The organism is Rossellomorea marisflavi (genome assembly GCF_022170785.1).
Classification (GTDB): domain Bacteria; phylum Bacillota; class Bacilli; order Bacillales; family Bacillaceae_B; genus Rossellomorea; species Rossellomorea marisflavi_B.
This window is the reverse complement of sequence record NZ_CP081870.1, coordinates 741,667-765,402: the sequence shown is the minus strand read 5'-3', so window position 1 is coordinate 765,402 and position 23,736 is coordinate 741,667. Positions and strand designations below refer to the sequence as shown.

Below are 23,736 nucleotides of genomic sequence, written 5' to 3'. Positions count from 1 at the left end.
CGTGTCCTATTCAAACTTCTCCGCATACTTCCCTCTCTCCAAGATTTCCGCTGTAGTCATAGATGTCCATTCTGGTATGGGGACCTCGATTCTTCTCAAGAAATGCATCCATGATTTGAAGGCCGACCCGGTAGTTGGACCACATCGGGATCTTCTTTTCGCGACTGCCGATAGCAATTTCCTCATAGAGGTCTTGATCAAAGATATCGGGATTCTCTGAAATCATGTCCCACACCATTTTCTCTTTATTGGGATGCAACGTGTCCACCCATGGGTTTTCCACACCGGGATAGATCTGCTTAGCAAATGCATCTGCTTTCCCTTCAATGACGACACTATCCAAAACGGAGTATGTCTCTTCATCATGGGTCTCGAAATTGACGAGATGATGATACTCATGGGCAATCGTATATTCAAGATTTTCCACGTTGAAAGCAGGATCGATCAGGATGAGGATGGCATACTCACCGTACACCACACCATATACACCGTTCATAAGATTTGCGTTAGATTTGAATTCAGGATTGGATGGAACCACGTAAATGATTTTATTACCACCGGGAAGAACGTCGATAGACTTCTCCATGGCTTGCTTTATGCTCGAGTGGATCGTGTCCTGTTTTCTCTTGAATGCCTGCAGGTTTTCCTCCATTGTATCTAGGTCTCGCGGAGCCTGTAAAAATTCATAACCAATCATTTTCATTATAGTCGGATCATCCGCCTCACCGTGCTCAACCATCGCTTTCTTGACCTTCTGTATGTAAAGCGTCTCGTTATCCTAATCAGTATTGTCACGTACACTTTCGATATAATCTGCCATCTCATTGTAATAATAGTGAACCTTTATTTCTTGTTCTTTGTATGTAATCGTTTCTTTGCTCTTGAACGCCTCTTCTTCTTTGTCGTCTGAACAGCCTGTGAATGCAAGGAGCAGGGTACACATAGCAATCGTCCAATGGATTTTCTTCATTCCTCTCCCCCTCTCCATTCTCAAGGTATCGAATAACCCTGGTAATATACGACGTAATAGGAGAAGAAGTATCTATCTGTAAGCAAGGGAGGCCATTGGGCTTTTTACTGTTCAACACCGTTTTTCGGAATGCTTCTTCTGATTTAACCTCTTTGATTTGGCTCGGCATCCGATCCCTTTCCCTCAAACGATTATTGATCAGGGTAAAATCATTTACCACACACTCAATATATTTATAAGGAATGCTATATTTTTCAGCAAGGAGCGTTCCCTTCTCTACCATTTCATCATATAGGCATGGGCTATCAAAGATCACACTATGTCCTTGCGCGAGCAACGACTCACTGATGGACCAGTCCAAGTGATATGATACTCTCCCTGCTATATCATGAGTAAGTTCATTTCCCACCTGTTCCATCAGAGCTGATTTCGTGACGTCATGATCCACGATGACCGCACCTGTTCTTTTTCCTATCTCACGGGCGAGAGTTGATTTTCCCGACCCTGGAAATCCTTACATTTGAATAAACATACTCACGCTCACCTCGTATCCTTTTTATATAAACACGCCTTACTCAAGATCATTGCCTACCAACTGCCTCAGCCTATCCGTCCATTTCTCATCAAGTGAATAAACAGCGTTTGAATCACCCACCCTCTTCACATGACTCTCCTCCCCTTCATCACCCAACCAAAGAAGAAGCTTTTGCTGTTCACCGTTCGCAGCATCCACCTCCATGATGAAATCCGGATCTTCAAGATTGGCCATCCCCTCAACTTTCACAGCACCAGAGAATACTTCCTGAATCGCCTGGATCATGAGCGCATCATCCTCATTCAGTCGTGAATCGCTTCCCGGTTTGGAAAGATGGAATCCTTCCCACTCTTCGAAATCAATCAGCCCGTTATCCATGTTCGACGCCGGAGGATCGTACAGAACAGGGGCGGCCGATTCCTTTTGACAACTGGCGAGTATAATACTCATCGAGACTGCAAAAAGGATCTTTTTCATAGCGGCACCTCCACTTATCTTATACGTACAAATGAGGATTAAGTTTCCATTTATTGATAATTAAAAACCGTACCCATTCGATCCGGTTTACTTGTTTCATTTCATATAGGTCCTGACCAGGTCGTAACAGCGGGATTTCGTCAGATTCGCTAATGTGGACGCTATGAGGTGGTCCCTCTAAATTTCCTCGAAGGCGTGTTACACTATTAAAAAACTCTAGGAGGTGGCATATGAATCTGCAAAAAATCGATGTGGACAAACACAGGGATGTCATCATTTCTTTCCGCAGGGAGTCCTTCAAGGTCAGCTTCGGTACGGATCAAGACTTTGACGAGGAAGAATATGTACGGTGGGTCCAGGACCAATCGGCCTTTTTCCCGGATGGCTTCATTCTCCTTATGGAAAAAGGGGTACCGATCGGTCAGCTTGAATTGACGGTGAAAGACTATGAAGGGAGAAGAATCGGGTATGTGAACCTCTATTATCTGATTCCTGAGCGACGTGGATCTGGGCTGGGAAATAAGCTTCATCAATACTCCCTTCAGTTCTTTCGGACTCAGGGTGTATCCGAATATCACCTTCGCGTTTCACCAAGCAACCATCAGGCGCTGGGCTTTTACCGCAGGAATGGGATGACGGTGCTGAAAAGAGAATTGGATGGAAAGGTCTTAAGGATGATGGGACGCGTGGAGGATGGATTGTAGTCTTCAATCCTCCACCACTGCTTCAATCTTCTGGCAGACAGCATATGGCGGAGAAGACTCCAGGATCTTACCACACCACACCTTCACCTTGGTTCCGGACTTTATTCCTTTGAAATCTGAATCGTCATTCAACCTTAAAAAGTATCCGTTGTTTTTGCTCATAAACTCATTCAATGAGAGAGTCTTGCCTCCCTCCTTCAATTCCTCGCCCTCGATCAGAATGTTATGTTCCTCTTTCTGAAGATAGATTCCCTCCATAGTAGGGGGTCCCTCCCCATCGTGCACAAATTCAGGCTGCCCTTCATGAATCATCTCCTCACAACCCGTAACCAACAAGAACAGCCCCACCGGCAGAAGGAATTTCATGAAGTGTTTCATCGCGCTCATCTCCTTTCATACAGTTGACAATATACACTCTCTGCTTCACTATGTGAATGATACATATTGAACTGAGGAGGCTTCCCCTTGAAAAACATGATACTGATTGACATCGAAACGGGAAGTGCCGCTCCTGATTCCGGAATCTTTCAAGTCGCCGCGCTTGTTGTGGAGGACGGGGTCATCATTGATAAGCATTACTTTTTTGAAATAAAGGACGAGACCATGACGGCCTTAGGTTTTGGGGCTGGATATGCGAAAATCTCCAATCACATAAAGATGAAACAAACCTTCCGTGAGCTACTCGAAGACTACCCATACCCGGTTGTTTCGTTCAATGCAACCTTGGACCGAGCCACTCTTTTACATGACGGATGGCTGGATGAAGGCAGGGAATGCTTCAGTGCACAGGCCGCCATCAAGCACACCCATCCCCATCTGTTTTCCTATAACCTGAGTTATCTCTCCCACTATTTCAAAGTGGGGTTGCCCGTTGACCACAAAGCCTATTTGAATTCGCTACTCATGCTTGAAGTGATCAGGGGGGCCTCTCCGCTGGAGTGGAATCCGGTCCACTTAGCCAAGCCGGAACGCGATCGCAGGATTTTCCAAGGAAAGTCCATCGTGTTCACCGGAGCCAGTGCCCAGCCCCGGGTGAGCATGAGCAAAGCCGCCAGAAGTTGCGGGGCCACCGTTAGCAATACCATCACATCCAAGACAGACTTCCTTATCGTCGGCAAACGGCCGGGAAGCAAGCTGGAGCGCGCCCGAAACCTTGGGGTCCCCATCATTTCTGATGAATGGTTTTTGGAGACCTTATCGACCGAACCTGCAAAAGAATCATCTCCTTACAAAAAACTTAATGATGTGGCTGGAAAGACTGTCTACCTCGCCCCCATGCCTTCCGCGTATAAGAGCAAGGTGAAAACCATACTGAACACAATGGATGTTTCATGGGTGAGGGACTCGGAAGACTTGAAACCAGAGGTTGTCATCCATCGAGACGGATCAAGGTCCATGGAAGGATTGGAGATGACTCTATCCCTTTCGGAGTTGAATCGGATGCTGCTTCGTGAATAAAAGGTTCCGTCCTTTTGTTAAATAAATTCCTTATTTGAAGTATAATGGAAACCTCTCTATATCATCAAGGAGGCTTCCATTCTATGAAACGTTTCATCAAAAAACACCCCGTCGGTTTCACCATCACGATTTCCACCATCGTGTTCACAGCTGCAGTGAGCTGGGGCCTCATCGCCCTCATCCATTGGTCCTTATTTGACATAGACCGGCTGGAGCCAGGGGAACTCATTACAGAAGAAACGTCACCTGACGGACGCTATACCGTACAAACCTTCCTCAACAATGGCGGAGCCACCGTGGATTATGCCGTGCTGGGCGTACTGACATTCAACGAGAAAAAACGCGAAGCCAAGAATATCTATTGGCAGTACCATGAAGAGGAAGGAGAAATCAGTTGGGTGGACGATGAGACGGTGCAAATTAACGATCAAGTCCTTCATTTACCAGATGAGGTGTATGACTACAGGCGGGAATGAAAGAGAGGTTCCCTCCTCAGGAACCTCCACTTCACCTCTCCATCGCGCTGTCCCATTCCTTACGCGAAAACACTCTCCCACACACTTCCATGATCCCTTTCCCGTATTCACCTTCTGTTATGAGGGCATGCTTCCTTTTCGCTTCTTCCGTGGCATTTCTGAGGAGATAACCGTGCTCCACAGCCTTCACCATTTCCAGGTCGTTGCCGCTGTCACCGAAGGCAAGGGTGCGGCTACCGGGGACGTTGTAATGTTTCTTCATGAAGCTGACCGCGGCCTTCTTACCCGTCCCTTTGGGAATGAAGTCGACGTCGTACGCATTTTCCGGGTCTCCTGCCTTCGGGTTGCAACGGTTGATGTTGATCCCTACACCGTGATTAAACGCGAGCTGACGGATGATGCCGAGGTGATAATCGACACCTGTGTCCGAAGCGGGATAGTAATAGTAGTTCATCTTATATGTCCCCTGCCCGAATTGGGTTTGGGGGGTCAGTTTGATAGAGTAGATGTTCTTTAAGTCATCCAGGATCTCCTGTACGACTCCATGGGAGAAGCCTGACCGGGCAATCCTCTTCTCCCATTCCGGGATGGAACGGTAGCATTGGCTTGCATGCACTTCCCACATTTCCGTCCCGAGGTTGCTTGAGATGAAGTGGGGCAGATACCGCATCCTCGCCTTCTTCATCTTCTCCTCGACCTGGGCGAGACTGCTGCCTGTCACCCATCCGATTTTCACATGTTGCTCAGACGCAAGCCATTGAAGATACTCCTCCAGTTCATGGACCATCATGAGCTGCTCCTCTGTGCATGCATGAGGGAAATACGTTTCATCAAAATCAAAAAATGCGATGTACCTGGTCTCGCCTGTCGAATGGTAAACATCTTGCGGCATATGGACACCTCCTAGTAAGATAAATTCAACGTACTCTCTGGGAACGTTCCCATGTCAATACATAACTTGGAGGGAGATTGACCGATGCCGACCATTCTTGATATCGCCCGTGTAAGCGGAGTGTCCAAATCGACCGTTTCACGGGTCCTGAATCACCATCCCCATGTCTCGGAAGACAGCCGGAGGAAGGTGGAAGAAGCCATCAAGGAACTTTCCTACGTCCGAAATCTCCGTGGCGTCCAGCTCCGCTTGCAACGAAATCACACGATCGGGATTGTCGTGCCTCTCCTGGATCATCCCTACTTCAGCCGCCTTGCGGGTATCCTTACAAAAACCTGCCGGGACGCCGGGTATAAGATGGTCATCCACCAGACCTTCTTTTCCCAGGATGCTGAATCCGAGATCTATGATGCCTTAATTCATAGAGAGGTCGATGCCTTAATCCTCACCCACTCCACCTTCTCGGAGGAAGAGATCAAGTCGAGAGTTCAGGATCAGATTGTCGTCGTATGCAATGAACAGTTCGAAGGGGCTCATTTTGATACTGTCGGCGTGGATGAAGAGGAAGCGACGTTCATCGCCACCGATCATCTTCTTGATCAGGGGGCTTTCCCCCTTATCTTCTGCGGAGACGATATGGACTCTCCTCTCCAACAAAAGCGTTGGGAGGGTTTTAAGCTTGCCCACGCCCATCACGGACTGGAGTGCGCTGACACTTGTTGTTATAACAAGGTCATCACCATTGAAGACGGGTTGGCATTGGGAGAGGAACTCTTCCGCACCGCTTCGCCACCAAAGGGGATTGTGGCAGGCAGTGATTTTGTAGCCGCAGGTCTCCTCGCTGCCGCAAATGCAGCACGTCTGTCGGTGTCGGAGGACGTGAAGATCATCGGGTTTGATGATCTTCCCATCTGCTTGACGACCTCCCCGACCCTTTCTTCCATCTCATATGCTCTGGATGAAATCGCGCTAGATCTCATGGGCAGGCTGAAACAGCGCCTTCAAGGAAAGAATCCAAAGCCCCTTTTGATCGAACAAAAACCAGTGTTAGTGAGACGAGGCTCCTCTTAATGGTTTTATTTTACATAAAATCCAGATTGGACTATACTTTGTAGTTAGTAAGGTCATAGGAGTGATTATGTGAAATCCACCATCCTCGATAACCGCGGGGAGGAACATGAATGGTTGCTTATTTTTCTAACCATCACATCGTTCTGGACCTTCCGCAAGATTCCTAGGTTGGAAGCCTTTCATAAGAAACTAAGGGGAACATTCAAGCCATATTGAAGATCCATTACACCACGGAGGTACACCATGTCCGATCAAGACTCATTCAAAAATGAATCATTGCCCACCAAGATTTTCATCATCGTATCTGTCAGCCTGATCATTCTCGCGGCCATTGGATTCGTCGTCGCTCTGATTTTCTTCGGCTTTGTCGGTCTCTTCCGGATCGTCGGCATCGAGTACAGCTCTTACTGGTCCCTGCTTTGGTTCGCGGTATTCTACTTCATCTGCGGATTCATCGGAGATTTTATCGTGAAGCTGCTGTTCGGCCTCATGAGGGCGTCGGGACGCTGGTCATGGAATGCATTGAAGGGAGGCTATTTCTTCTTCTCATTCCTGATTAACTGGGGCATCATTTCCATCCTAGTGGCTCTCATGTCGTCCATTGACATACAGCCCCTGACTCAGATCGGAATCGCCTTATTCCTCGCCCTGTTGGATCTTGTGTTCGACCCGCCGAAGGAAAAGAAGACAGACATGGAAGAAGGAGGCGAATGATCGCCTCCCTCCAAGCTAACAAATGCTAACCTCGCTCTTTTTCACCTTACCGGTCGCATCGTGGATATAGTCCGTCCCCACCTCACAGTTCTCCGTGTTCTCCCACTCCACAATGTATTCCCTCCAGTTATGCTGAACGGAAATAATCTCGACTTCACCAATGGATTTTTCATGTTCCTTCATAACAATGGATCGGACTTCCTTCTCGGATATGTTCGGTTGAATGGAATTGCATCCGCCAAGCACCAGTATCAGCGATAAAGCCCCCACGATTTTCTTCATCCCCCATCAGCCTCCTGTCCCTATAGACGATGTAACGTAACAGGAAGTTTCAAGCAGTGGATGCTCCCTTATTAAAATTGTATATTTTTCCATAAAGATGAAACTTCCCTCGTGATCATACGTTTATATATAAAAGGGGGAATGACCAATGAATAAGACGGCTATTTGGGCAATTTGTACTGCCATCGTCATGGGCCTGGTCGTTTGGACAGCCAGCAGGCTCGTACCGTTTTCCTACAATGAATACAGCTTCTTCATCGGACTTGGCGCCTCAATCCTTTTGTTCTTTTTCAGCAGCAGTGGCGGCGTTTTCTCAAGAGCTGCGACCATGGATGCGAGCGAAGCCGTTTGGAAGGTGCAGAAGGTGGAAAAGTCGAAGGTCAAGGTCGGCGGGGTCTTCTATGGCGCCGTGCTGTATACGGTGGTCAGTTTGGTTATTATGATGGCTGTTTATTTCTAAGCCTTTGCACGAAGACTTATTGAAGTATTGCTTCCATCCCACTCTGGATTAGTCCCAGTGAAGATAGAATATGTATCTTAAAGGAGCGAACACTATGTTTCTATTCATATGGGGCGGCCTTCTGGTTCTCCTCGTGATCCTCATCAGCCTTCTGCCCAAGGGCCGATATCTCTGGGTGATTCCTCCTGCCGCTTACCTCACCGTGGTGACCATCGCTCTTCTAGGTAAAAGCAGCGATCCCGGGTATGATGTATGGGGGTTCAAATTTGCGATTGCACAATTCATCGCCATCCCCCTTTTCGTCATAACAGCAGGTGTCATCTTTTTCAGATTGCATTGGCGGAAACCAAATGTGTGAATCAGAGAAGAAGGCGATCACCATGCAATGAGGGATCGCCTCCACTTTCATTTTCTCCTTCTAATGTAGGATGACGGTATAGGTTGATCAAACCTCACCGTTTAAACACTTCCTCCATATCCTCCTGTACCATCTGCAGATATTGTTCTCCAAGTTCCAAGTATTCTTCTTCACATGTTTGGCCCGGCGGTTCATAAGGAATGGAGTAAACCAAAACTATATCCCACCAGTCTGCCTACAAACTTCCCATCCTCCACCATGCTTAATTGGATTACTTTTGAAGGCTGATAAGGTTCGAATATCTCAGACGTATCTTTGGTTTGAACAAGATAACGATTTAACCAGGACAGCGGTACCCCGAATGAAAATCAATAGTCACTATCATTGTAGGATAAACTTAGCGTCGACTTAACACGTTCACCAAAGCTGTATTCATGGTATTTACTGGCCTCTTCATGAAGCACCCCACGGTCTCATTGTTTAGCGAAAATAGGAATAAAGTCACAACTCTTATAACATAACCCATTCTAAAAAGCTTTCACAAACAGCACACGATCCTGCCCCTTCCCATCATAGTCAGAATGAACATGGATACCGGAGTCCGTCAGCTTATCCCCCTTCTCTATCTTGAACCCCATTCTCGTATGGTAGGCAATCGACCCCGTATTCACCGGGGAAGTGAGGCAGCGCACCTTTTGACAGCCACGACTGCTTGCCTCGGCAAAGAATTGCTCATATAATGCCTTTCCAATCCCCAGTTGACGGTATTCCGGGTGAACGCCAACAAAGTGGATATAGGCCTCCCCTTTCTTTGACTGCGAGAGGAATCCGACCAAGAAACCCACTATTCTGCCTCCCCGTTCCATCACGAAACTTGTATCCTGGAAGTGGTCGAAGAAGACTTTCGGGAGCATGTCGGCCATATTCCTTCCACCCCACCACTCATTGATCACCGGGGATATCTCATAATAATCCTGACTATCTAATTGACGAATGTTCATATACAACCGCTCCTTTGAAAAAAACTATGTAAACGGAAAGTTATTACTGATACGATAAATTATATCAAATATTCTTAGGAGACCACCCATGCATTTCATTTTTGATTTAGACGGAACCATCTGCTTTAAAGGAAAACCCCTCTCACCAGCCATAACCCGTGCACTCCATCAACTTGAAGAAGCCGGACACCGGATTGTATTCGCCTCGGCCAGACCCATCCGGGACATGCTCCCTGTCCTGCCAAAGCCTTTTCATAGTGGGACGCTGATCGGCGGGAACGGAGCACTGATTTCCGAAAACGGGAACATCACGTTTTCTCGGGCTTTTTCACCGACCAATGTCGAGACCCTGATGAGCACCCTTCATGAGCATCAAGCCACCTACCTGATTGACGGGGAGTGGGATTATTCGTATACGGGCAGAACCGATCACCCGATCCTGACCAACCTCGATCCTCATCGTCTTGCCAAGAATATACCCGTCAGTGAGCATCCCTCCATCGTGAAGCTGCTCATCCTTAGCGCAACTGAAAAAGAAAGCCTTCTGAAAAAGCTCGGAGAAATGGACCTCGTCCTCCACCTCCATGCACAGGAGGATGTGATTGACTGCAGCCCGAAAGGTATCCACAAGCGTGCAGCACTCTCTCACCTGAACATCACCGATTACATCGCCTTCGGTAACGACGCCAATGACATCACCATGTTTAAAGGTGCCAGGCACGCCGTCATGATCGGCGACCATCAGGCGTTACGCCCGCATTGTACTGAAAGCATTCCGTACACTACAGAAATAGAAGAGGATATCATCGCAAAGTTGATGGAATTGAGCGATGCCTTCGCACCAGAACGTGTCACATCCTAATCGTATACAGCAGGGAGTCACAACCAAAAATGTCCACCGACTGTTCAAGCGGGTGGACATTTTAGAAAACACACTATTCAATGAAGCTCTTATTACCAGATTAGGAGCATCCCGATTTAGTCAGTCCCTCCGATCTACAACCAGATTAGGATTTGATTCCCTCAAAACCTGCAGGAACTCCTCTTGATTCCTGGGGGAAACCGTCAGAAACTTTGAGGCAGAGTAGGTAATCCCTATCCGGTCCACTGAAAGCGCCGGCCCCACAAACGGACTCTTTATAAAAGCCACTCTCTCAATCTCTTGGATGGGAACCCGTAAGGTGATAGGACCATAATATATCACCACTTCCTCCGCCTCTACACGATAACCCGTCCGGAACCAGATAAGAAGGTTCACGACACCAAGCACCAGTGGGATTACAAAGATCCAGACCCACTCATCGGATAAAACCGGCAGTCCGAAACAGAGAAACAGGATGATAAGATGAAGGAATCCCATCCACCCGTCTTTTTTTGAAGGGAAATACACGTAACCACTCCTCCGTCTATTAATGGCATTGGACTTCTCGATAAGAGGTGAACGGGACCGCTCTTCCCACACCTTTTCTTCCATACAAGCTTTTCCAGCGTTCCATCTATGTGCTACTATAACGTTAGATTCATGACTCACCCACTAGGAGGATTTCCATGAAAAAAGCCACCCCGTTCCTTATGTTCCAAAACGCCGACGCCGAAGAAGCCATGACGTTCTACACGTCCATCATAGAAGATTCGGAGATCACAAGCATCAACCGTTACGGAGCTGAAGGGCCTGGTGAGGAGGGTACCGTTATGACGGCTACTTTCACCATCAAGGGTCAGGAGTTCATGTGCATCGACAGTCATATCAAGCATGGATTCACCTTCACCCCTGCCTTCTCAATCTTCCTGGAGTGCAGCAGTGAAGAAGAGATCGATCACGTTTACGAGAAGCTTCTCGACGGCGGAAGTGCCCTCATGCCTCTTGGTGGTTATGGGTTCAGCCAGAAGTTCGGCTGGGTCAATGATCGATTCGGGGTATCATGGCAGATGACACTGATATAAAAATGAGCCGGCATCCAGATGCCGGCTTTACTGCTTGAGTACATTCGGTCATCTCTTCTTGAACCGCCTGTTGATCCACTTAAACAGAAAGCCGAAACCTTTGAAGAAAAGCCAGAATGGAACATACATCAAGAAGATAAACAATCCGTTCTTCTCCAGCATCAACAGTAAGTGATCAACATTCGATTTCTTCTGATTGTAATAAGCATCCAGTTCTTTGTACTCTCTCCGCAAATCGTTTATGATCTACCGCCTCTTTCACATTATTGTTTTTACCCTTCCACGACTTCTCCATCATAAGCCGCTTGATAAATCCTGTGGATATCCGCTTCCTCCAGCACCATCGGACTCCTTGCTAACAGTCTCTTCTGTTTCACACCGTCCTTCGTCAGCTCTTCAAGGGCTGATTCTGGGATATCGAACTGGGACAATCGCTGTGGGATACCGACATCTCTGACGATCCTAACCAATTCTTCCACGCATTTTCTTGAGGCTTCTTCCTTAGACAAGTCATTGGACCTGCCTTCGATCGCTTCCAATACGTCTGCCATCCTCCCTTCACAGCTCTTCCGGATATACCCCATCACATAAGGAAGGAGGACGGCATTAGATTCACCGTGGGAAATGTGGAACTGACCACCAAGGGGATAGGCGAGGGCATGGACACCTGCTACGCCTGCATTGAAGAAGGCAAGACCCGCGATATAGCTTCCGTAGCTCATATCAATGCGTGCCTGCCGATTGGAACCATCCCTTACAGCCGTACGAATAGATCCGGCAATCAACCTGATTGCATGCAGGGACAAGGCGTCCGTTGTAGGGCTTGCATTGATCGAGACATATGCCTCGACAGCATGGGTCAGGGCATCGATCCCTGTGGCCGCCGTCACCTTTGGTGGCACCGTCAGCGTGAGTTTGGGATCAATGATGGCAACGTCCGCCAATAGGTTGTCATGGGTCACGACATCCTTCGTGGAATCTAAAGAGAGGACGGCAATGTTGGTCACTTCCGAACCGGTTCCCGCTGTGGTCGGGAGGAGGATCTTCGGAAGTCCCTTCGCTTGGATTTCCTTCGTGCCTGATAGATTCAGATAATCCTCTACACGCCCTTCCTGCTGAGACAGAACTGCAGTCATCTTGGCCAGGTCGAGAGCACTCCCTCCCCCCATCCCGATCACTAGGTCGAAACCTCCTTCCCTAGTGAATGCCACCAGTTGTTCCCCAACAGAGAGCGGGGGCTCAGGCACCACTTCTGTATACAAGGTGATGTCGAATCCATCTTCCTCAAGGGGTACCGTGACATTCCGGGTCAACCCGATTTCGACCAGTTGCGGATCCGTGACAATGAGGATCCTCTTTGCCTCCGCCTTCCTCACTTCAGGAAGTAGGTTCTCCAACGATCCCCACCCTGTATAGCTAAGAGACGCAAATACTAGTTTTGAACTACTCATCTTACTCTCCTCCTTGTTGGTCCATTATCCCCTTCCAAATCGTCTGTACCGAACCGCTTCCACTGGATACCTCCCAATCCCCACTTTCAAGATAGGCAAGGCTATCCCGTATCCAATCAAGAATCCGACCGTGTATAAGAGCAGATCGGACAGATCAAACTGTCCGACATTCAGAATGTGCTGCATCCACTCCAACGTCCAGGCAACACCTTGGAACAATAAGAATCGCCCCTTAAATCCCTTCAACACATTGGAAACTGCGAGAAGAAAATACATAGGAACAAAGATGATCAGGTTGATCACCATGACCCATTGTGAGGCCGGGTCCCCTTGTATGTCCGACAAGAAAGCAATGGGATTCCATGACACATCACCCGTCCCGTTGCTATACTGCCCATCCGGCCTCAACAGACCGAAGATCAGGACCGTGAAGTATGCGAGCAGCAGAGCGTACCGATCCCATTTCGTAGCCATGCCCAAGACCAACTTCAGAAGAACGTAGATTGTCAGTACAGCAATCGCCATGGAGAGAATTGTCTTCTCGATATTCTCCATATTGGAAAAGAACCGAGGCAACATATTAAAGAAATACTCCATGTAAATCCAGATCCCTGCCACCAAACTAAAAACCAACACCAATCCGCTTTTCATTTTCCCATGCATGCAACCACCCTATTCTTCTTTTCTATCACTTCCATCATACTATTTTTGTATAAAAATAGGAGAAATAAGAGCCTATATTGTTCTGCGGTAAAGACGGGCGAGGATGAAAAAAAGTTTCAGTCAAAATAAAAAGCCATTCCCCGGTGGAACGACTCTTCATCTTATCAATTCAAAAAACCAATCCACGAACAATACTCACTATGATAAGCTGCCCTTCCCATTGCTTAACCTCATAGATTTATTCCACCAACTGAAAAATCATCATCCCCAAAAAAACCAATGCGATGATAACAACTTGGACATCACTGCCCACTATCCATTTCCGTCTCTTTTTTTGCCTATCTTCATGTTGGATTTTCCCGGTCTCATTTTTCGGATGCTTCTCCATCGAATCCCTCCAATGATCGTAGACATCATGGTAGATCACCCTTTTCTATACCCTTCCATATCAGAATGAAAAACCCTTTTTGCTAGTCACAGAATTCCAAAGAAACCGGCACATCCATGCCGGCTCACGCATCCTTATTCAGACTCCAATTCACTTTCTACAACCCACTTATGATTCTTCACCATGTCTCCACCATCTGTTGGCTGATAGTCAACAGTATACACCGTTGTTTTCTCCGCAGAGACGATCGTGGCTTTGGCATCTTTCATGCCTTTCATGTGGTCGGCTTCCAGGGTGACCTCGGTGCCGGGTTTGAGTTCTTCGTCCCCTGCGTCTTTGATTTCTTCCTGGATCACCCACTTATGATCCTTCACTTCTTCTCCTCCATCGGTCGGCTTATAGTCGACGACGTAGGCAGTGGTATCATAGGCGCCGGTGACCATACCTTCTGCCCCGTCCATGCCCTTCATGTGATCTGCCTTGATGGTGACTTTGCTTCCGGTCTCGAATTCAGGGTTTGCCGCTTCTTCAAGTCCTTCGGGCATTTCGGCCGAACCTGAATGGTTCATATCCGCATGCTCGTCATGTGATTCCTTTTTATCCGACTGACTGTCCGGGCTATTGCCGCATCCCGCCAGTGCCAATAGAGCAGCGGCTCCGATTACCAGTATGTATTTCTTCATGATCATCCCTCTTTCTATAAGGTTCTCACCTACAGTGTTACCCTTTAGAGGGAAAAATGATCATGATTCCTGGAAAATGATTCAATGGTCCAACCCTTTTTCCATTCGTTGTGCTACCATAGCATCCCCTTCGCGACCGGTTCTCCTCAATTCGTGGGCGACGGATCGGCGCCTTTCTTCGGGATGATGCTGGCTGAACTTGGCTTTTCCCTCCATGCGGCTGATGGGGATCCGGAAGGCGACGATGCCTTTCTGCAGGCCGTGGAGCTTATTCTCACTGACATGGTTCAGTGAATAAGTACTTTCCGGTCCTTCATATTGATCGACCAGACGCGTCAGGGAGTCGGTCATCTCCTCACCGTCTTCAATGATTTCAAAGGTGCCGTATACATGGACAGCTTCATAATTCCAGGTCGGAACCTCTTGATCCGACTCATACCAGGTCGGGGAAATGTAAGCATGGGCCCCTTGGAAAACAGCCAGTACTTCCTGCCCCTCCGCATCCTTCCACTGACCATTCGGTCTCGCCATATGTCCATAGAGGACACGGTCGCGCCGGTCCACCATCAGCGGTAGATGAGTCGCCCAAGGGGAACCTTGGTGCTGGGAGAACAGGATGGCAAACCCGTTATCCTCGATTAGCTGAAAGATTTCTATTTCATCATTCATTTGAAATTGCTTGGGTCTATACATCCTCATTCTCCTCTCAATCTGTCAGTATCTTAGTCATGATCAAGTCGATTTGTTCCTCATCCCCCATCATAAAGGTGTGAGATCCGGTACGCTTGAAGCCCCACTTTTCATAAAAAGAAATCGCATGTGCGTTCTTCTCCCAAACCCCAAGCCATATACGATTGCGCCCTTTCACCTCAGCCTCTTCGACTGCTTTTAACATCAACGCTTTCCCCACCCCTTGTCGGTGATGGGATTTCCGAACGTAGATGCGCTCGATTTCCAATGAATCCCTGCCCATCTGCTCAGTCTGGGCACCCCCCTCATTAAGTTTCACATAGCCGGCAATGTCACCATTAATTTCGGCAAAAAAGAAGGATGAGTAAGGGTCTGCCAATTCTTTTTCCAGTTTCCCGAGGGCAAACGCCTGTTCAAGGTACGCCTCTAATTCCTCTGGGTCATTGTCTTGCACAAATGTATCCCGGAAGGTCTCCTGTCCAATTTCCTTAAGGAGAAGGGAATCTTCCTCTGAACATTTCCTCAGCCTGATCCTCATACCGGGTCACCTCCCCCATAGGTTCTCCTGTTCCCTTTCTTCACCCAATCCCAGTCCACTTCTACATTTTCCCGTACCCGCTGGAGAAGGTACAGCAGGGCATCCGACTCCTCATCCGATAGTCCGCTGAGGGCGATCGCATTGGAATGGTCATTCTCCTTCTTGATGAACGGGTAGATGGATCTGCCCTTCTCTGTCGGGTACAACTTCTTTATTTTCTTGTTATGATCATCTGCGACCTTCTCGATGAATCCACTCGCCTCCAATTTTGCAATGGCCCGTGAAGCCGTCGTCCGGTCCACTTTAATCATGTCGGCAACCTTTTCCTGAATGATCCCGGGGTTCTCGCAGATTCTCACCACGTAGAGATATTGCCCCTTCGTTAGATCGACGTCCTTGAATTCGATGTTGCTGATAGAATCCAGCGCCCGTGCAATCATTCCAATTTCCCTTAAAACGTCGGTCATCTCTTCACCTCTTTTGTTGCAATTGCATGAATTTCTTTAACTATAACGGCATTTTGTTGTATTTGCAACAAAATACAACAAAATAAAAAAGGCCGGCTCACCGACCTCATGCACAGCTACCTTCTTGTTCAAGGTGCTGGTATGCCTGAATGAATCTTCTATATGAATAATCGCCGAGTGTTCCTTCGTCATTCTGGAACAATCGTTTGAAGGTAAAAGCCTTGGCCTCCTCCAATGTTGATCCCCTGCTGTTCATAATCAATGTAAGATACGCAATGAAATAGCCTTCACTAAGGTCCCCACCGTGGTTAATCGTCATCCGTTATACCTCCCATTCGTTTGACAAAGTCAACTATACGTTTATAGTAATGTATATAGTTGACTTTGTCAAATATTCGTTTTCATACCACTTTCATGCTCCCTGCAGTCCCAATAAGTTTTTCCTACAAAAAAAGCAAAACCTCCGATACCACTGATAGGAGGTTTCATCAATTTCTATAGACGTCTACAATCTCAAGACCATCCAGTCCTCATCATAATAAGAACCACCGAACTTCAGCCCGTGCTTCTCAACCCCGAACACCTTGAATCCTGCACTCGTATACAGACGCTTGGCCGGCTCATTGTCCGAGACGACTGTGAGAATGATCTGCTCGAGTCCATCAAGCCCCTTTACATGCTGAAGCAGTTCTTCCAGAAGGGAGCGTCCCACCGACCTGCCGCGCATGTCCGGTGAGACGAACATGCCGAAGATGTTGCCTTTATGCGCCATCTTCGGACTCGTTTCCCTGACGAAGGTGACGATTCCGCCAAGCTCTCCGTCCACCCACGCACCCATGGTGAACTTATCGTCAGATGGTTTCAAGCGCTCTTCTACAAAGGATCGTGAAAAAGCAACTTCCCGTTCATAGGTGGATCCGAATGCTTCCGGGTTGGTCTGCAGTGCCTGCAGGCGGAGCTCCTGGTATGCCTCCGCGTCATGTTCATTCAATATGGAAATCGTCATCTCTTCTTCCTTCTTTCGTCTGATTCTATCATTCAATTATTCGATGGCCGTCCGCTGATTCCTCCCTGTGATCAAAAAAAGCCCCATTCCAAAATGGAATGGAGCTTGGCTTATGGTATTAGTAAATCACAACATCCCCGTCCACCTTCAAGCCGACGGTGTCCCCTACTTTGACCTGAGGTCTTCCGAGGACACGGATGGAAGCTGAAGTCGCCTGGCCGTTCTCATCGATGAGAAGTTCGATCAGGGAATCGTGTCCGAAGTAGGTCGTCTTCATGACCTTCGCTTGGATTCCGCTTTCGATTGGCCCTACGCTGAGCTGTTCCGGACGGATCATGACCGTGACTTGTTCGGCGCAACCGGAAGGCTTATGACATGGCAGCATGCCGAGCGGACAGTCGACGCATTCTCCGCTGATCCGTCCATTGAGGAGCACGGCTTCCCCAACGAAGGTGGCCACCTTCAAGTCTTTCGGTTTCGTATAGACGTCATCCGGATTGGCGATCTGGACGAGCTCGCCGTCCCTCATGACGGCGATGACATCAGCCATGGAGAACGCTTCTTCCTGGTCATGTGTGACCATGATCGACGTTGCATTCGACTGTTCAAGGGCGTGCTTGATATCATCCCTGAGCTTGGCGCGAAGCCCCGTATCAAGTGCGCTGAACGGTTCGTCCAGTAGGATCAGGCTCGGACCGGGAGCGAGGGCGCGTGCCAAGGCGACACGCTGCTGTTGCCCGCCGGACAGTTCATGGGGCATGCGTTTTTCAAACCCTTGCATACCGACAAGCTCGAGCATATCGAGGACACGGCTAGTGCGTTTCATCTTCCTCGGGAGTCCGAAGGCGACATTCTGTTCTACTGTCAAATGCGGGAAGAGTGCACCTTCCTGCGGTACATAGCCGATCTTCCGCTTTTCCGGGGAGAGATAGAGGCGTTCACCGAAGGCCTTCACGCCGGAAATCTCGATTTCACCCGAGGCAGGGATTTCGAATCCTGCGATGCTACGGAGAAGCGTTGTCTTCCCGCACCCCGATGGTCCTAGAACGGCGAGCATCTGCCCCTTCTGCAAGTCGAAGGAGACATTCTCCAATACTTTCACTCCATCAAAGTTCTTTGATAACTCTTTAATCGTCAAGGCCTTCATACTCTTTCACTCCTCTTACTGGAAAATGATCGCATGGTCAGGATATAGACCGGCACGCCCGAAATCAGGATCAGCAGGGCGGCATAGGGGGCGGCTGCGGCAAACTCGGAGTTCGCCGTGTGCTGCCACACCCTGATAGCGAGCGTATCGACACCCGTCGGACGTAGCAGCAGCGTCGCCGTCAATTCATTCATGATTTTCAAACAAACCAGGGCCATTGCCGCCCCGATGCCCGGGATGATCAAGGGCAGGGTCACGGTGAAGAAGACACTCATCGGCCTTCTTCCGAGTGACCTCGCCACCTCTTCGACCCGCTCAGGCGCCTGCTCGTACGAGGCACGGATCGACGACTGGGCAAGGGGGACGAACAGGATCACATACGCGATGATCAGAAGGGCCGATGTCTGGTAGATCCCGCTCATATAGCGGATGGCGAAGAACACGAGGGTCAAGCCGATAACAAGACCAGGCAGACTGTGGACCACATACGGAACACGCTCGGCCATGACCGAAAGCGGTCCCCGGTGGCGGAGCGACAGCATGACGAGAGGTAGCGCGATAATCACCGTCACCACGGCTCCTCCCAACCCGTAGGACAAGGTGGTGAACAGATTGCCTACCAATTCAGCAGGCTCGAAGCTTGCCGAGCTTCCGGTTACCAACCAATACCCAAGACGTCCGAGGGGAATCCCGACGGCGAGTACCGTCAACGCGAGGAACCCCAGTTGGACGAACGGGGCTGCCAACCCCAGACTCACCTGCTCTCTCGCACGTGAGACGCCTCTTCCGACAGACGTATATTTAGCCTTCCCTCGGACGTAGAGCTCCACTCCGATGAAGACGAGGCACAAGAACAGGAGGACCGTCGTCAGCATCGCAGCAGATGCCCCGTTGAAGGCCATCGTGTACTGATCATAGATCGCCGTCGTAAACGTATCGAACCGGAGCAGGGACAGAGCCCCGAACTCCGCAAGCGTGTGAAGGGCAATGAGGAGCGCTCCACCGAACAGTGCCGGCCGCATTTGCGGAAACGTGACGAGCCAGAAGGTCTTCCACTGTCCGTATCCTGCCGAGAATGCCACTTCTTCGAGGGAAGGATTCATCCCCCGCAGTGCCGCAGCCACCGGCAAGTGGACCAAGGGATAGCTGTATAGCGTCAGGACCAGGAAGGCACCGAAAAATCCTTCAAAGATCGGGCTCAGGGAAACCCAGCTGTAACTCGATACAAAGGCGGGGACGGCGAACGGAATCGTCACGAGGACGTTCCATACGCGCCTTCCCCATAGATTTGTCCGCTCCGTGCACCAGGCCGTGGCGACACCGATGACCATGGAGGCCACCGTCACCGACACGTCCAGTAGAAGCGTATTTTTCAGAAGCTCATACACACGGTCTCGGAAGATCAGGTTGATCGATGTCTCCCATCCGGCTTCATATGCGCGGAGGATAATGTAGAGGATAGGTAGACACGCGACAAAAATAAAGATAAAAACAGGTAAAAGGAGCAACAGCGACGTTCTTTTTCGCTGCGGCTCCTTCTTCCTCCATATGCCGGTCAGGGGCATTAGAGCAACCCTACTTCTTGTAGAAGTTCCAATGCCTGCTCACCATCAGAATATTCCCCGAGGTCCAGTGCTTCTTTCGGCGGATTCAATTCTGAGAAAGGTTTCATATCCTTCGTGTCCACGCTAGAGTTCAATGGATACTGTGAACTTGTATCCGTCAATACCTGCTGTCCTTTTTCTTCAGTGGCGAACTCCATGAATTTCTGTGCTTCTTCTTTATGAGAGCTTGACTTGACGATTCCTGCTCCGGATAGGGAAATCATATCCCCGATATCGCCATTACCGAAGTAATAGAGCTTGGAGTTCATCTTGTCAGCGCCTTTTTCTTTTGCTTCATTATCCCAGTAGTAGTTGTTGATAAGGGCTGCGCCTACATCGCCTTTTTCTACTGCATCAAGGGCAATCTTGTTGTTTTTATATTGCTTGCCGTATTTCTTCAAGCCTTCCAACCACTGTTTTGTTTCATCTTCACCATACAGCATGATCATGGCAGAGATCTGGTTCGTGAACGCACCGCTTGTCGGTACGTAGGCTACTTTGTTTTTCCATTCAGGCTTGGCGAAGTCGAATACCGTCTTCGGCAGTTCGCTTTCTTTCACCACATCGGGATTGTACGCCACGACGCGTGAACGCGCAAGCAATCCGACCCAAGTCCCGTCTGGATCTTCATATTGGTCATCCATGTTATCAAGGGCCTTGGAATCGATCTTCTCAAGAAGTCCCTTCTCACTCAACATCACAAGGGGAGCCGTTTCTTCCGTGAAGATGATATCGGCAGGAGACTTGTCTCCTTCTTCTGCAACCTGATGAGCCAGCTCATTGCTGGATCCTTCACGCACGTCCACTTTGATTCCAGTTTCCTTCGTGAATTCCTTCGTCAACGCTTCGGTCACTTCTGTGTGCTGACCGCTGTAGATGGTCAACGCTTTTTCTTTATCGCCGTCCTTCGCGTTATCGCCGCCGTTCCCACAAGCCGCCAACGCACCGACGACCATGACGGACGCTGCCGCCACTGCTGCCTTCTTCGCATATGTATGAAGCTTCATCATGATGATTTCCTCCCCAAGACTGAATGGTATGTTTTATAGTGGTGTTTCACTTATTAACGATGCAAGTGATAATCATTATCACTACCTTAGTATAAGCAAGAGGAGAATCAACGTCAATGTCTTTAATGAAATAAGTTCTCAATTAGCCGAAAATATGAAAAAAGAATGACGTTTTCATCATTCTTTCACCAATAAAGACCATATGAACGATGTCACAAGCCCTGCCATGGATTCCATTATCACCATCATGGCAAGGGCACTGTACCCCATTCCACCCCCCGATAGCAAATCCCACCACCCATCCGGCAGCTGACAGGAAAATCAGGATTAAAAACAGGATCAACCCTTCATAGGAGGGGCGCTTTGTATAGCGCAGGATCAATTGGATTGGGACACTTACCGCCACACCCGTTATCATCATGGTTTGCGGTGTCATTTCTTCATCTCCAGCTTTGACCAAGGCAAGGAAGTGCGGCTCATCATCTCCATCACCAATCCCGGCCTTCACCAGACTGATAGTTACTGCTCTCTCCCTTTTTGGTGGATGGGTCACTGTGACGCGTATGTTTCGTGTTGTTATTCCGCCTTCTCCTGTAGTCGATCAGAGCAGCGAACAATAGGATACCGATGACCATATAGAGGTAAAACATCATATCCGCAACCCCCTTTCTTCTATAGTATTCTCAATCACGGGTCAGATTCCTCCTTTCCCGACGTCCCTTCATAGGCTGAGGTATTTGACATCCCCTCCATTTGTAACTAATATGGTTACGAAGGAGGGAGATCATGATTAATACCCGCTTATCGGTCGCGATTCATATCATGTCTCTAGTGGCCATGGATCCGAAGCAATCATCTGATCAGATCGCCCAGAGCGTCACCACGAATCCCGTCGTCATCAGGAGGCTATCGGGTGACCTGAAAAAAGCCGGACTATTGACGTCCCAAGCCGGAGTACCAGGGTTCAACCTGACACGTGACCCCAAGGACATTACCTTGCTTGATATCTATAAAGCCGTGAATATGGAGAAAGAGTTATTCTCCATCCACGATAAACCGAATCCTAAATGCCCTGTCGGCAAACGGATCCAAGGTACACTGGATGAAACATTCAAAAGCGTCCAGACAGCCATGGAAAATGAACTCAATGAACAAACGCTGAAGGACATCATGAATCATCTCTTCCAATAAGAGGTGATTTTTTTCATGGTTGACAGACCAACCTGTAACATTTATAGTTACATTTAGAACAACTCATTCACCCGACTCAATCGGAATTATTTATGAATATCCTGTAACAAATATAGTTACAAAACAATAGGAGGAATAAAAATGAACATCGCCATCATCGGAGCAACAGGAAAAGCAGGATCATTGATAACAGAGGAAGCCATCCAACGAGGCCATGACGTGACCGCCGTCGTGCGCAGCGCGTCAAAAGTGAACGCAAACGTGAACATCGTTGAAAAGGATCTCTTCGATCTGACAGTAGAAGACTTGAAAGGGTTCGACGTCGTCGTGAACGCCTTCAATGCCCCCGAAGGAAAAGAGCATCTCCACATTGAAGCTGGCAGGGTTCTTACCAACGCCCTGAAAGACGCTCCCGAAACCAGACTCGTTGTCATCGGCGGAGCCGGCAGCCTGTTTGTGGACGAAGACAAAACCGTTCAGCTCTTGGAAACACCTGACTTCCCGAAAGCCTATTATGCCACTGCTTACAATGCCAGCCTCAGCCTAAAAGAGCTGCAAAACACCGAAGACCTGAACTGGACGTACATCAGCCCGGCAGCCTTCTTCGACCCTGAAGGTCCCAAAACGGGAACCTACCAAACCGGCAAGGATCACTTCATCGTGAATGCAGAAGGTCAGAGCTACATCAGCTATGCCGACTATGCCACAGCACTCCTTGACGAAGTGGAACAACCGAAACATAAGAACGAACGATTTGCCGTTGTATCAAAATAAGAACAAAGAGAAGGCAGGGACCCGATCCCTGCCTTCTTTTACTGTTCGTTATCTTCGCCAAACACCCCGATGGTCTTTAGGTTATTCTTTTCTGAAAAACGATAGGTTACATATGTAACCAAGGAAGACAACTCCAATCAGGCTGACATGCACAACCTTTGGAGATTACTGCCTTACACGCCCTTGAATCTTCTCATGCCCTTCCTTTTCAACGAGGTCTTTCAACTCCGTCAGGAAGCTGTCAAACTCCACATGTCTTCCCATGGCGTAGGTCATGTCCACCTCGACATCCAGCCACGTAGAAAGATCGGCCTCATTATGCTGGATCTGCACCTCGAGCTTGTCTAGAGCATTCGCCACCTTTGCCTCGTACGTCCCTTTTGCCTCGAACTCATGCCACAGCGTGTATAGCTCAAGTCCTACTTCTCGCGGAATCATGTCCCGGATGTTCTCGATTGCCCGTTCCTCACGCTGCTGCTTCAATGCCTTCATCTCCGCATTCCCCATCGTATCAAAAGCCGGGACATCGCCTGCTTCCGCCTCCACTAGGTCATGGATGATGATCATCTTCAACAGTTTTTCCATCTCCACTGATTTGTCCAAAAACGGCTCTACGAGAATGGCCATGAGGGATACCCTCCACGTATGCTCCGCCACACTCTCCTGACGCCCATCCGACAGCCAGCTGTGTCGCATTTCCATTTTCAGCTTTTGGGATAGGTGGATGAGGTTCATGATGCCTTTCAGTTGATCCATCTAGGTTCCCCCGTTTCTATAAAACG

36 protein-coding genes and 1 pseudogene are annotated in these 23,736 nt (G+C 48.7%); 12 read left to right on the top strand and 25 right to left on the bottom strand.

Annotation, left to right across the window (positions count from 1 at the left end):
• Nucleotides 1-10: 10 nt before the first annotated feature.
• The 4 genes and pseudogenes from K6T23_RS04040 to K6T23_RS04025 all read right to left on the bottom strand — a co-directional run bounded on the left by K6T23_RS04040 (nucleotide 11) and on the right by K6T23_RS04025 (nucleotide 1,982).
• Complete coding sequence (locus K6T23_RS04040; protein ID WP_238283639.1) at nucleotides 11-703, bottom strand: DUF2268 domain-containing putative Zn-dependent protease; 693 nt, start codon at nucleotides 701-703, stop codon at nucleotides 11-13.
• 75 nt (nucleotides 704-778) lie between these two features.
• On the bottom strand, nucleotides 779-970 hold the full coding sequence (locus tag K6T23_RS04035) for a hypothetical protein (RefSeq protein WP_238283638.1): 192 nt from the start codon (nucleotides 968-970) through the stop codon (nucleotides 779-781).
• 154 nt (nucleotides 971-1,124) lie between these two features.
• Nucleotides 1,125-1,472 (bottom strand): annotated as a pseudogene (locus tag K6T23_RS04030) (P-loop nucleotide/nucleoside kinase family protein); the annotation flags it as partial.
• A gap of 69 nt (nucleotides 1,473-1,541) precedes the next feature.
• Nucleotides 1,542-1,982 (bottom strand): YhfM domain-containing protein, encoded by a 441-nt coding sequence (locus K6T23_RS04025; RefSeq protein WP_238283637.1) that lies wholly within the window; start codon nucleotides 1,980-1,982, stop codon nucleotides 1,542-1,544.
• A 230-nt stretch (nucleotides 1,983-2,212) separates the two neighbouring features.
• Between K6T23_RS04025 and K6T23_RS04020 the strand changes: the two genes are divergently transcribed.
• On the top strand, nucleotides 2,213-2,686 hold the full coding sequence (locus K6T23_RS04020; protein WP_238283636.1) for a GNAT family N-acetyltransferase: 474 nt from the start codon (nucleotides 2,213-2,215) through the stop codon (nucleotides 2,684-2,686).
• A 3-nt stretch (nucleotides 2,687-2,689) separates the two neighbouring features.
• Here the strand turns inward: K6T23_RS04020 and K6T23_RS04015 are convergent, their stop codons facing one another.
• Nucleotides 2,690-3,064 carry a YobA family protein gene (locus K6T23_RS04015; RefSeq protein WP_238283635.1) on the bottom strand — a complete coding sequence of 125 codons (375 nt, stop codon included), beginning with the start codon at nucleotides 3,062-3,064 and terminating at the stop codon, nucleotides 2,690-2,692.
• Nucleotides 3,065-3,160: 96 nt separating this feature from the next.
• Here K6T23_RS04015 and K6T23_RS04010 point away from each other — a divergent pair, with 96 nt between their 5' ends.
• Complete coding sequence (locus tag K6T23_RS04010; RefSeq protein ID WP_238284374.1) at nucleotides 3,161-4,144, top strand: BRCT domain-containing protein; 984 nt, start codon at nucleotides 3,161-3,163, stop codon at nucleotides 4,142-4,144.
• A gap of 83 nt (nucleotides 4,145-4,227) precedes the next feature.
• Nucleotides 4,228-4,620: a DUF5412 family protein gene (locus tag K6T23_RS04005; protein WP_048012339.1), complete on the top strand. Its 393-nt coding sequence runs from the start codon at nucleotides 4,228-4,230 to the stop codon at nucleotides 4,618-4,620.
• 31 nt (nucleotides 4,621-4,651) lie between these two features.
• On the opposite strand, the gene K6T23_RS04000 is transcribed toward K6T23_RS04005, so the two are convergent.
• Nucleotides 4,652-5,512, bottom strand: a complete 861-nt coding sequence (locus K6T23_RS04000; protein ID WP_238283634.1) for an HAD-IIB family hydrolase — start codon at nucleotides 5,510-5,512, stop codon at nucleotides 4,652-4,654.
• A gap of 84 nt (nucleotides 5,513-5,596) precedes the next feature.
• On the opposite strand from K6T23_RS04000, the gene K6T23_RS03995 reads away from it, so the two are divergent.
• The 3 genes from K6T23_RS03995 to K6T23_RS03985 all read left to right on the top strand — a co-directional run bounded on the left by K6T23_RS03995 (nucleotide 5,597) and on the right by K6T23_RS03985 (nucleotide 7,297).
• Nucleotides 5,597-6,583 (top strand): LacI family DNA-binding transcriptional regulator, encoded by a 987-nt coding sequence (locus K6T23_RS03995; RefSeq protein ID WP_238283633.1) that lies wholly within the window; start codon nucleotides 5,597-5,599, stop codon nucleotides 6,581-6,583.
• Between the two features lie 69 nt (nucleotides 6,584-6,652).
• Nucleotides 6,653-6,799 carry a hypothetical protein gene (locus K6T23_RS03990; protein ID WP_179125712.1) on the top strand — a complete coding sequence of 49 codons (147 nt, stop codon included), beginning with the start codon at nucleotides 6,653-6,655 and terminating at the stop codon, nucleotides 6,797-6,799.
• A 27-nt stretch (nucleotides 6,800-6,826) separates the two neighbouring features.
• Complete coding sequence (locus K6T23_RS03985) at nucleotides 6,827-7,297, top strand: YrvL family regulatory protein (protein WP_238283632.1); 471 nt, start codon at nucleotides 6,827-6,829, stop codon at nucleotides 7,295-7,297.
• Between the two features lie 15 nt (nucleotides 7,298-7,312).
• Here the strand turns inward: K6T23_RS03985 and K6T23_RS03980 are convergent, their stop codons facing one another.
• Complete coding sequence (locus K6T23_RS03980; RefSeq protein ID WP_238283631.1) at nucleotides 7,313-7,579, bottom strand: hypothetical protein; 267 nt, start codon at nucleotides 7,577-7,579, stop codon at nucleotides 7,313-7,315.
• A 148-nt stretch (nucleotides 7,580-7,727) separates the two neighbouring features.
• On the opposite strand from K6T23_RS03980, the gene K6T23_RS03975 reads away from it, so the two are divergent.
• Together K6T23_RS03975 and K6T23_RS03970 are read left to right on the top strand one after the other, a co-directional pair.
• Nucleotides 7,728-8,039, top strand: coding sequence for a hypothetical protein (locus tag K6T23_RS03975; protein WP_159644745.1), 312 nt, complete (start codon nucleotides 7,728-7,730; stop codon nucleotides 8,037-8,039).
• A 94-nt stretch (nucleotides 8,040-8,133) separates the two neighbouring features.
• Complete coding sequence (locus K6T23_RS03970; RefSeq protein WP_159644748.1) at nucleotides 8,134-8,397, top strand: DUF4017 family protein; 264 nt, start codon at nucleotides 8,134-8,136, stop codon at nucleotides 8,395-8,397.
• A gap of 527 nt (nucleotides 8,398-8,924) precedes the next feature.
• Here K6T23_RS03970 and K6T23_RS03965 read toward each other — a convergent pair.
• Entirely contained in the window at nucleotides 8,925-9,398 is a 474-nt protein-coding gene (locus K6T23_RS03965) for a GNAT family N-acetyltransferase (RefSeq protein WP_238283630.1), read from the bottom strand.
• 88 nt (nucleotides 9,399-9,486) lie between these two features.
• Between K6T23_RS03965 and K6T23_RS03960 the strand changes: the two genes are divergently transcribed.
• Entirely contained in the window at nucleotides 9,487-10,260 is a 774-nt protein-coding gene (locus tag K6T23_RS03960; protein ID WP_238283629.1) for an HAD-IIB family hydrolase, read from the top strand.
• Nucleotides 10,261-10,380: 120 nt separating this feature from the next.
• On the opposite strand, the gene K6T23_RS03955 is transcribed toward K6T23_RS03960, so the two are convergent.
• Entirely contained in the window at nucleotides 10,381-10,872 is a 492-nt protein-coding gene (locus K6T23_RS03955; RefSeq protein WP_053072198.1) for a PH domain-containing protein, read from the bottom strand.
• Nucleotides 10,873-10,946: 74 nt separating this feature from the next.
• Between K6T23_RS03955 and K6T23_RS03950 the strand changes: the two genes are divergently transcribed.
• A complete protein-coding gene (locus K6T23_RS03950; RefSeq protein WP_238283628.1) occupies nucleotides 10,947-11,342 on the top strand; it encodes a VOC family protein in 396 nt (131 codons plus the stop codon).
• 48 nt (nucleotides 11,343-11,390) lie between these two features.
• Here K6T23_RS03950 and K6T23_RS03945 read toward each other — a convergent pair whose 3' ends face one another.
• The 15 genes from K6T23_RS03945 to K6T23_RS03875 all read right to left on the bottom strand — a co-directional run bounded on the left by K6T23_RS03945 (nucleotide 11,391) and on the right by K6T23_RS03875 (nucleotide 21,642).
• Nucleotides 11,391-11,576, bottom strand: coding sequence for a hypothetical protein (locus K6T23_RS03945; RefSeq protein ID WP_238283627.1), 186 nt, complete (start codon nucleotides 11,574-11,576; stop codon nucleotides 11,391-11,393).
• Between the two features lie 38 nt (nucleotides 11,577-11,614).
• The gene (locus K6T23_RS03940) at nucleotides 11,615-12,793 is read right to left on the bottom strand and encodes an iron-containing alcohol dehydrogenase (RefSeq protein ID WP_238283626.1); all 1,179 of its coding nucleotides are present in this window, start codon (nucleotides 12,791-12,793) and stop codon (nucleotides 11,615-11,617) included.
• A 24-nt stretch (nucleotides 12,794-12,817) separates the two neighbouring features.
• Nucleotides 12,818-13,411 (bottom strand): VanZ family protein, encoded by a 594-nt coding sequence (locus K6T23_RS03935; protein WP_238283625.1) that lies wholly within the window; start codon nucleotides 13,409-13,411, stop codon nucleotides 12,818-12,820.
• 283 nt (nucleotides 13,412-13,694) lie between these two features.
• Nucleotides 13,695-13,844 (bottom strand): hypothetical protein, encoded by a 150-nt coding sequence (locus K6T23_RS03930; protein WP_238283624.1) that lies wholly within the window; start codon nucleotides 13,842-13,844, stop codon nucleotides 13,695-13,697.
• Between the two features lie 134 nt (nucleotides 13,845-13,978).
• Nucleotides 13,979-14,527: a YdhK family protein gene (locus K6T23_RS03925; RefSeq protein ID WP_053428622.1), complete on the bottom strand. Its 549-nt coding sequence runs from the start codon at nucleotides 14,525-14,527 to the stop codon at nucleotides 13,979-13,981.
• Between the two features lie 81 nt (nucleotides 14,528-14,608).
• Nucleotides 14,609-15,220, bottom strand: a complete 612-nt coding sequence (locus K6T23_RS03920; RefSeq protein ID WP_238283623.1) for an FMN-binding negative transcriptional regulator — start codon at nucleotides 15,218-15,220, stop codon at nucleotides 14,609-14,611.
• Nucleotides 15,221-15,233: 13 nt separating this feature from the next.
• Nucleotides 15,234-15,755 carry a GNAT family N-acetyltransferase gene (locus K6T23_RS03915; protein ID WP_238283622.1) on the bottom strand — a complete coding sequence of 174 codons (522 nt, stop codon included), beginning with the start codon at nucleotides 15,753-15,755 and terminating at the stop codon, nucleotides 15,234-15,236.
• Entirely contained in the window at nucleotides 15,752-16,222 is a 471-nt protein-coding gene (locus K6T23_RS03910; RefSeq protein WP_238283621.1) for a MarR family winged helix-turn-helix transcriptional regulator, read from the bottom strand. Before K6T23_RS03910 ends, K6T23_RS03915 begins: the two co-directional genes overlap by 4 nt.
• A 106-nt stretch (nucleotides 16,223-16,328) precedes the next feature.
• Nucleotides 16,329-16,541: a hypothetical protein gene (locus tag K6T23_RS03905; protein ID WP_142126648.1), complete on the bottom strand. Its 213-nt coding sequence runs from the start codon at nucleotides 16,539-16,541 to the stop codon at nucleotides 16,329-16,331.
• 186 nt (nucleotides 16,542-16,727) lie between these two features.
• Nucleotides 16,728-17,264, bottom strand: a complete 537-nt coding sequence (locus K6T23_RS03900) for a GNAT family N-acetyltransferase (protein WP_238283620.1) — start codon at nucleotides 17,262-17,264, stop codon at nucleotides 16,728-16,730.
• 82 nt (nucleotides 17,265-17,346) lie between these two features.
• On the bottom strand, nucleotides 17,347-18,375 hold the full coding sequence (locus K6T23_RS03895; protein ID WP_238283619.1) for an ABC transporter ATP-binding protein: 1,029 nt from the start codon (nucleotides 18,373-18,375) through the stop codon (nucleotides 17,347-17,349).
• Nucleotides 18,372-19,763 (bottom strand): ABC transporter permease, encoded by a 1,392-nt coding sequence (locus tag K6T23_RS03890; protein WP_238283618.1) that lies wholly within the window; start codon nucleotides 19,761-19,763, stop codon nucleotides 18,372-18,374. Before K6T23_RS03890 ends, K6T23_RS03895 begins: the two co-directional genes overlap by 4 nt.
• Nucleotides 19,764-19,939: 176 nt before the next feature.
• On the bottom strand, nucleotides 19,940-20,989 hold the full coding sequence (locus K6T23_RS03885; protein WP_238283617.1) for an extracellular solute-binding protein: 1,050 nt from the start codon (nucleotides 20,987-20,989) through the stop codon (nucleotides 19,940-19,942).
• Nucleotides 20,990-21,131: 142 nt separating this feature from the next.
• The gene (locus K6T23_RS03880; RefSeq protein WP_238283616.1) at nucleotides 21,132-21,497 is read right to left on the bottom strand and encodes a hypothetical protein; all 366 of its coding nucleotides are present in this window, start codon (nucleotides 21,495-21,497) and stop codon (nucleotides 21,132-21,134) included.
• Entirely contained in the window at nucleotides 21,478-21,642 is a 165-nt protein-coding gene (locus K6T23_RS03875; protein ID WP_156183409.1) for a hypothetical protein, read from the bottom strand. Before K6T23_RS03875 ends, K6T23_RS03880 begins: the two co-directional genes overlap by 20 nt.
• A 133-nt stretch (nucleotides 21,643-21,775) precedes the next feature.
• Between K6T23_RS03875 and K6T23_RS03870 the strand changes: the two genes are divergently transcribed.
• Nucleotides 21,776-22,180 carry an Rrf2 family transcriptional regulator gene (locus K6T23_RS03870; protein WP_238283615.1) on the top strand — a complete coding sequence of 135 codons (405 nt, stop codon included), beginning with the start codon at nucleotides 21,776-21,778 and terminating at the stop codon, nucleotides 22,178-22,180.
• Between the two features lie 141 nt (nucleotides 22,181-22,321).
• Entirely contained in the window at nucleotides 22,322-22,954 is a 633-nt protein-coding gene (locus tag K6T23_RS03865; protein ID WP_063191025.1) for an NAD(P)-dependent oxidoreductase, read from the top strand.
• A 165-nt stretch (nucleotides 22,955-23,119) separates the two neighbouring features.
• Here K6T23_RS03865 and K6T23_RS03860 read toward each other — a convergent pair whose 3' ends face one another.
• Nucleotides 23,120-23,710 (bottom strand): HD domain-containing protein, encoded by a 591-nt coding sequence (locus tag K6T23_RS03860; RefSeq protein WP_063191026.1) that lies wholly within the window; start codon nucleotides 23,708-23,710, stop codon nucleotides 23,120-23,122.
• Nucleotides 23,711-23,736 lie beyond the last annotated feature (26 nt).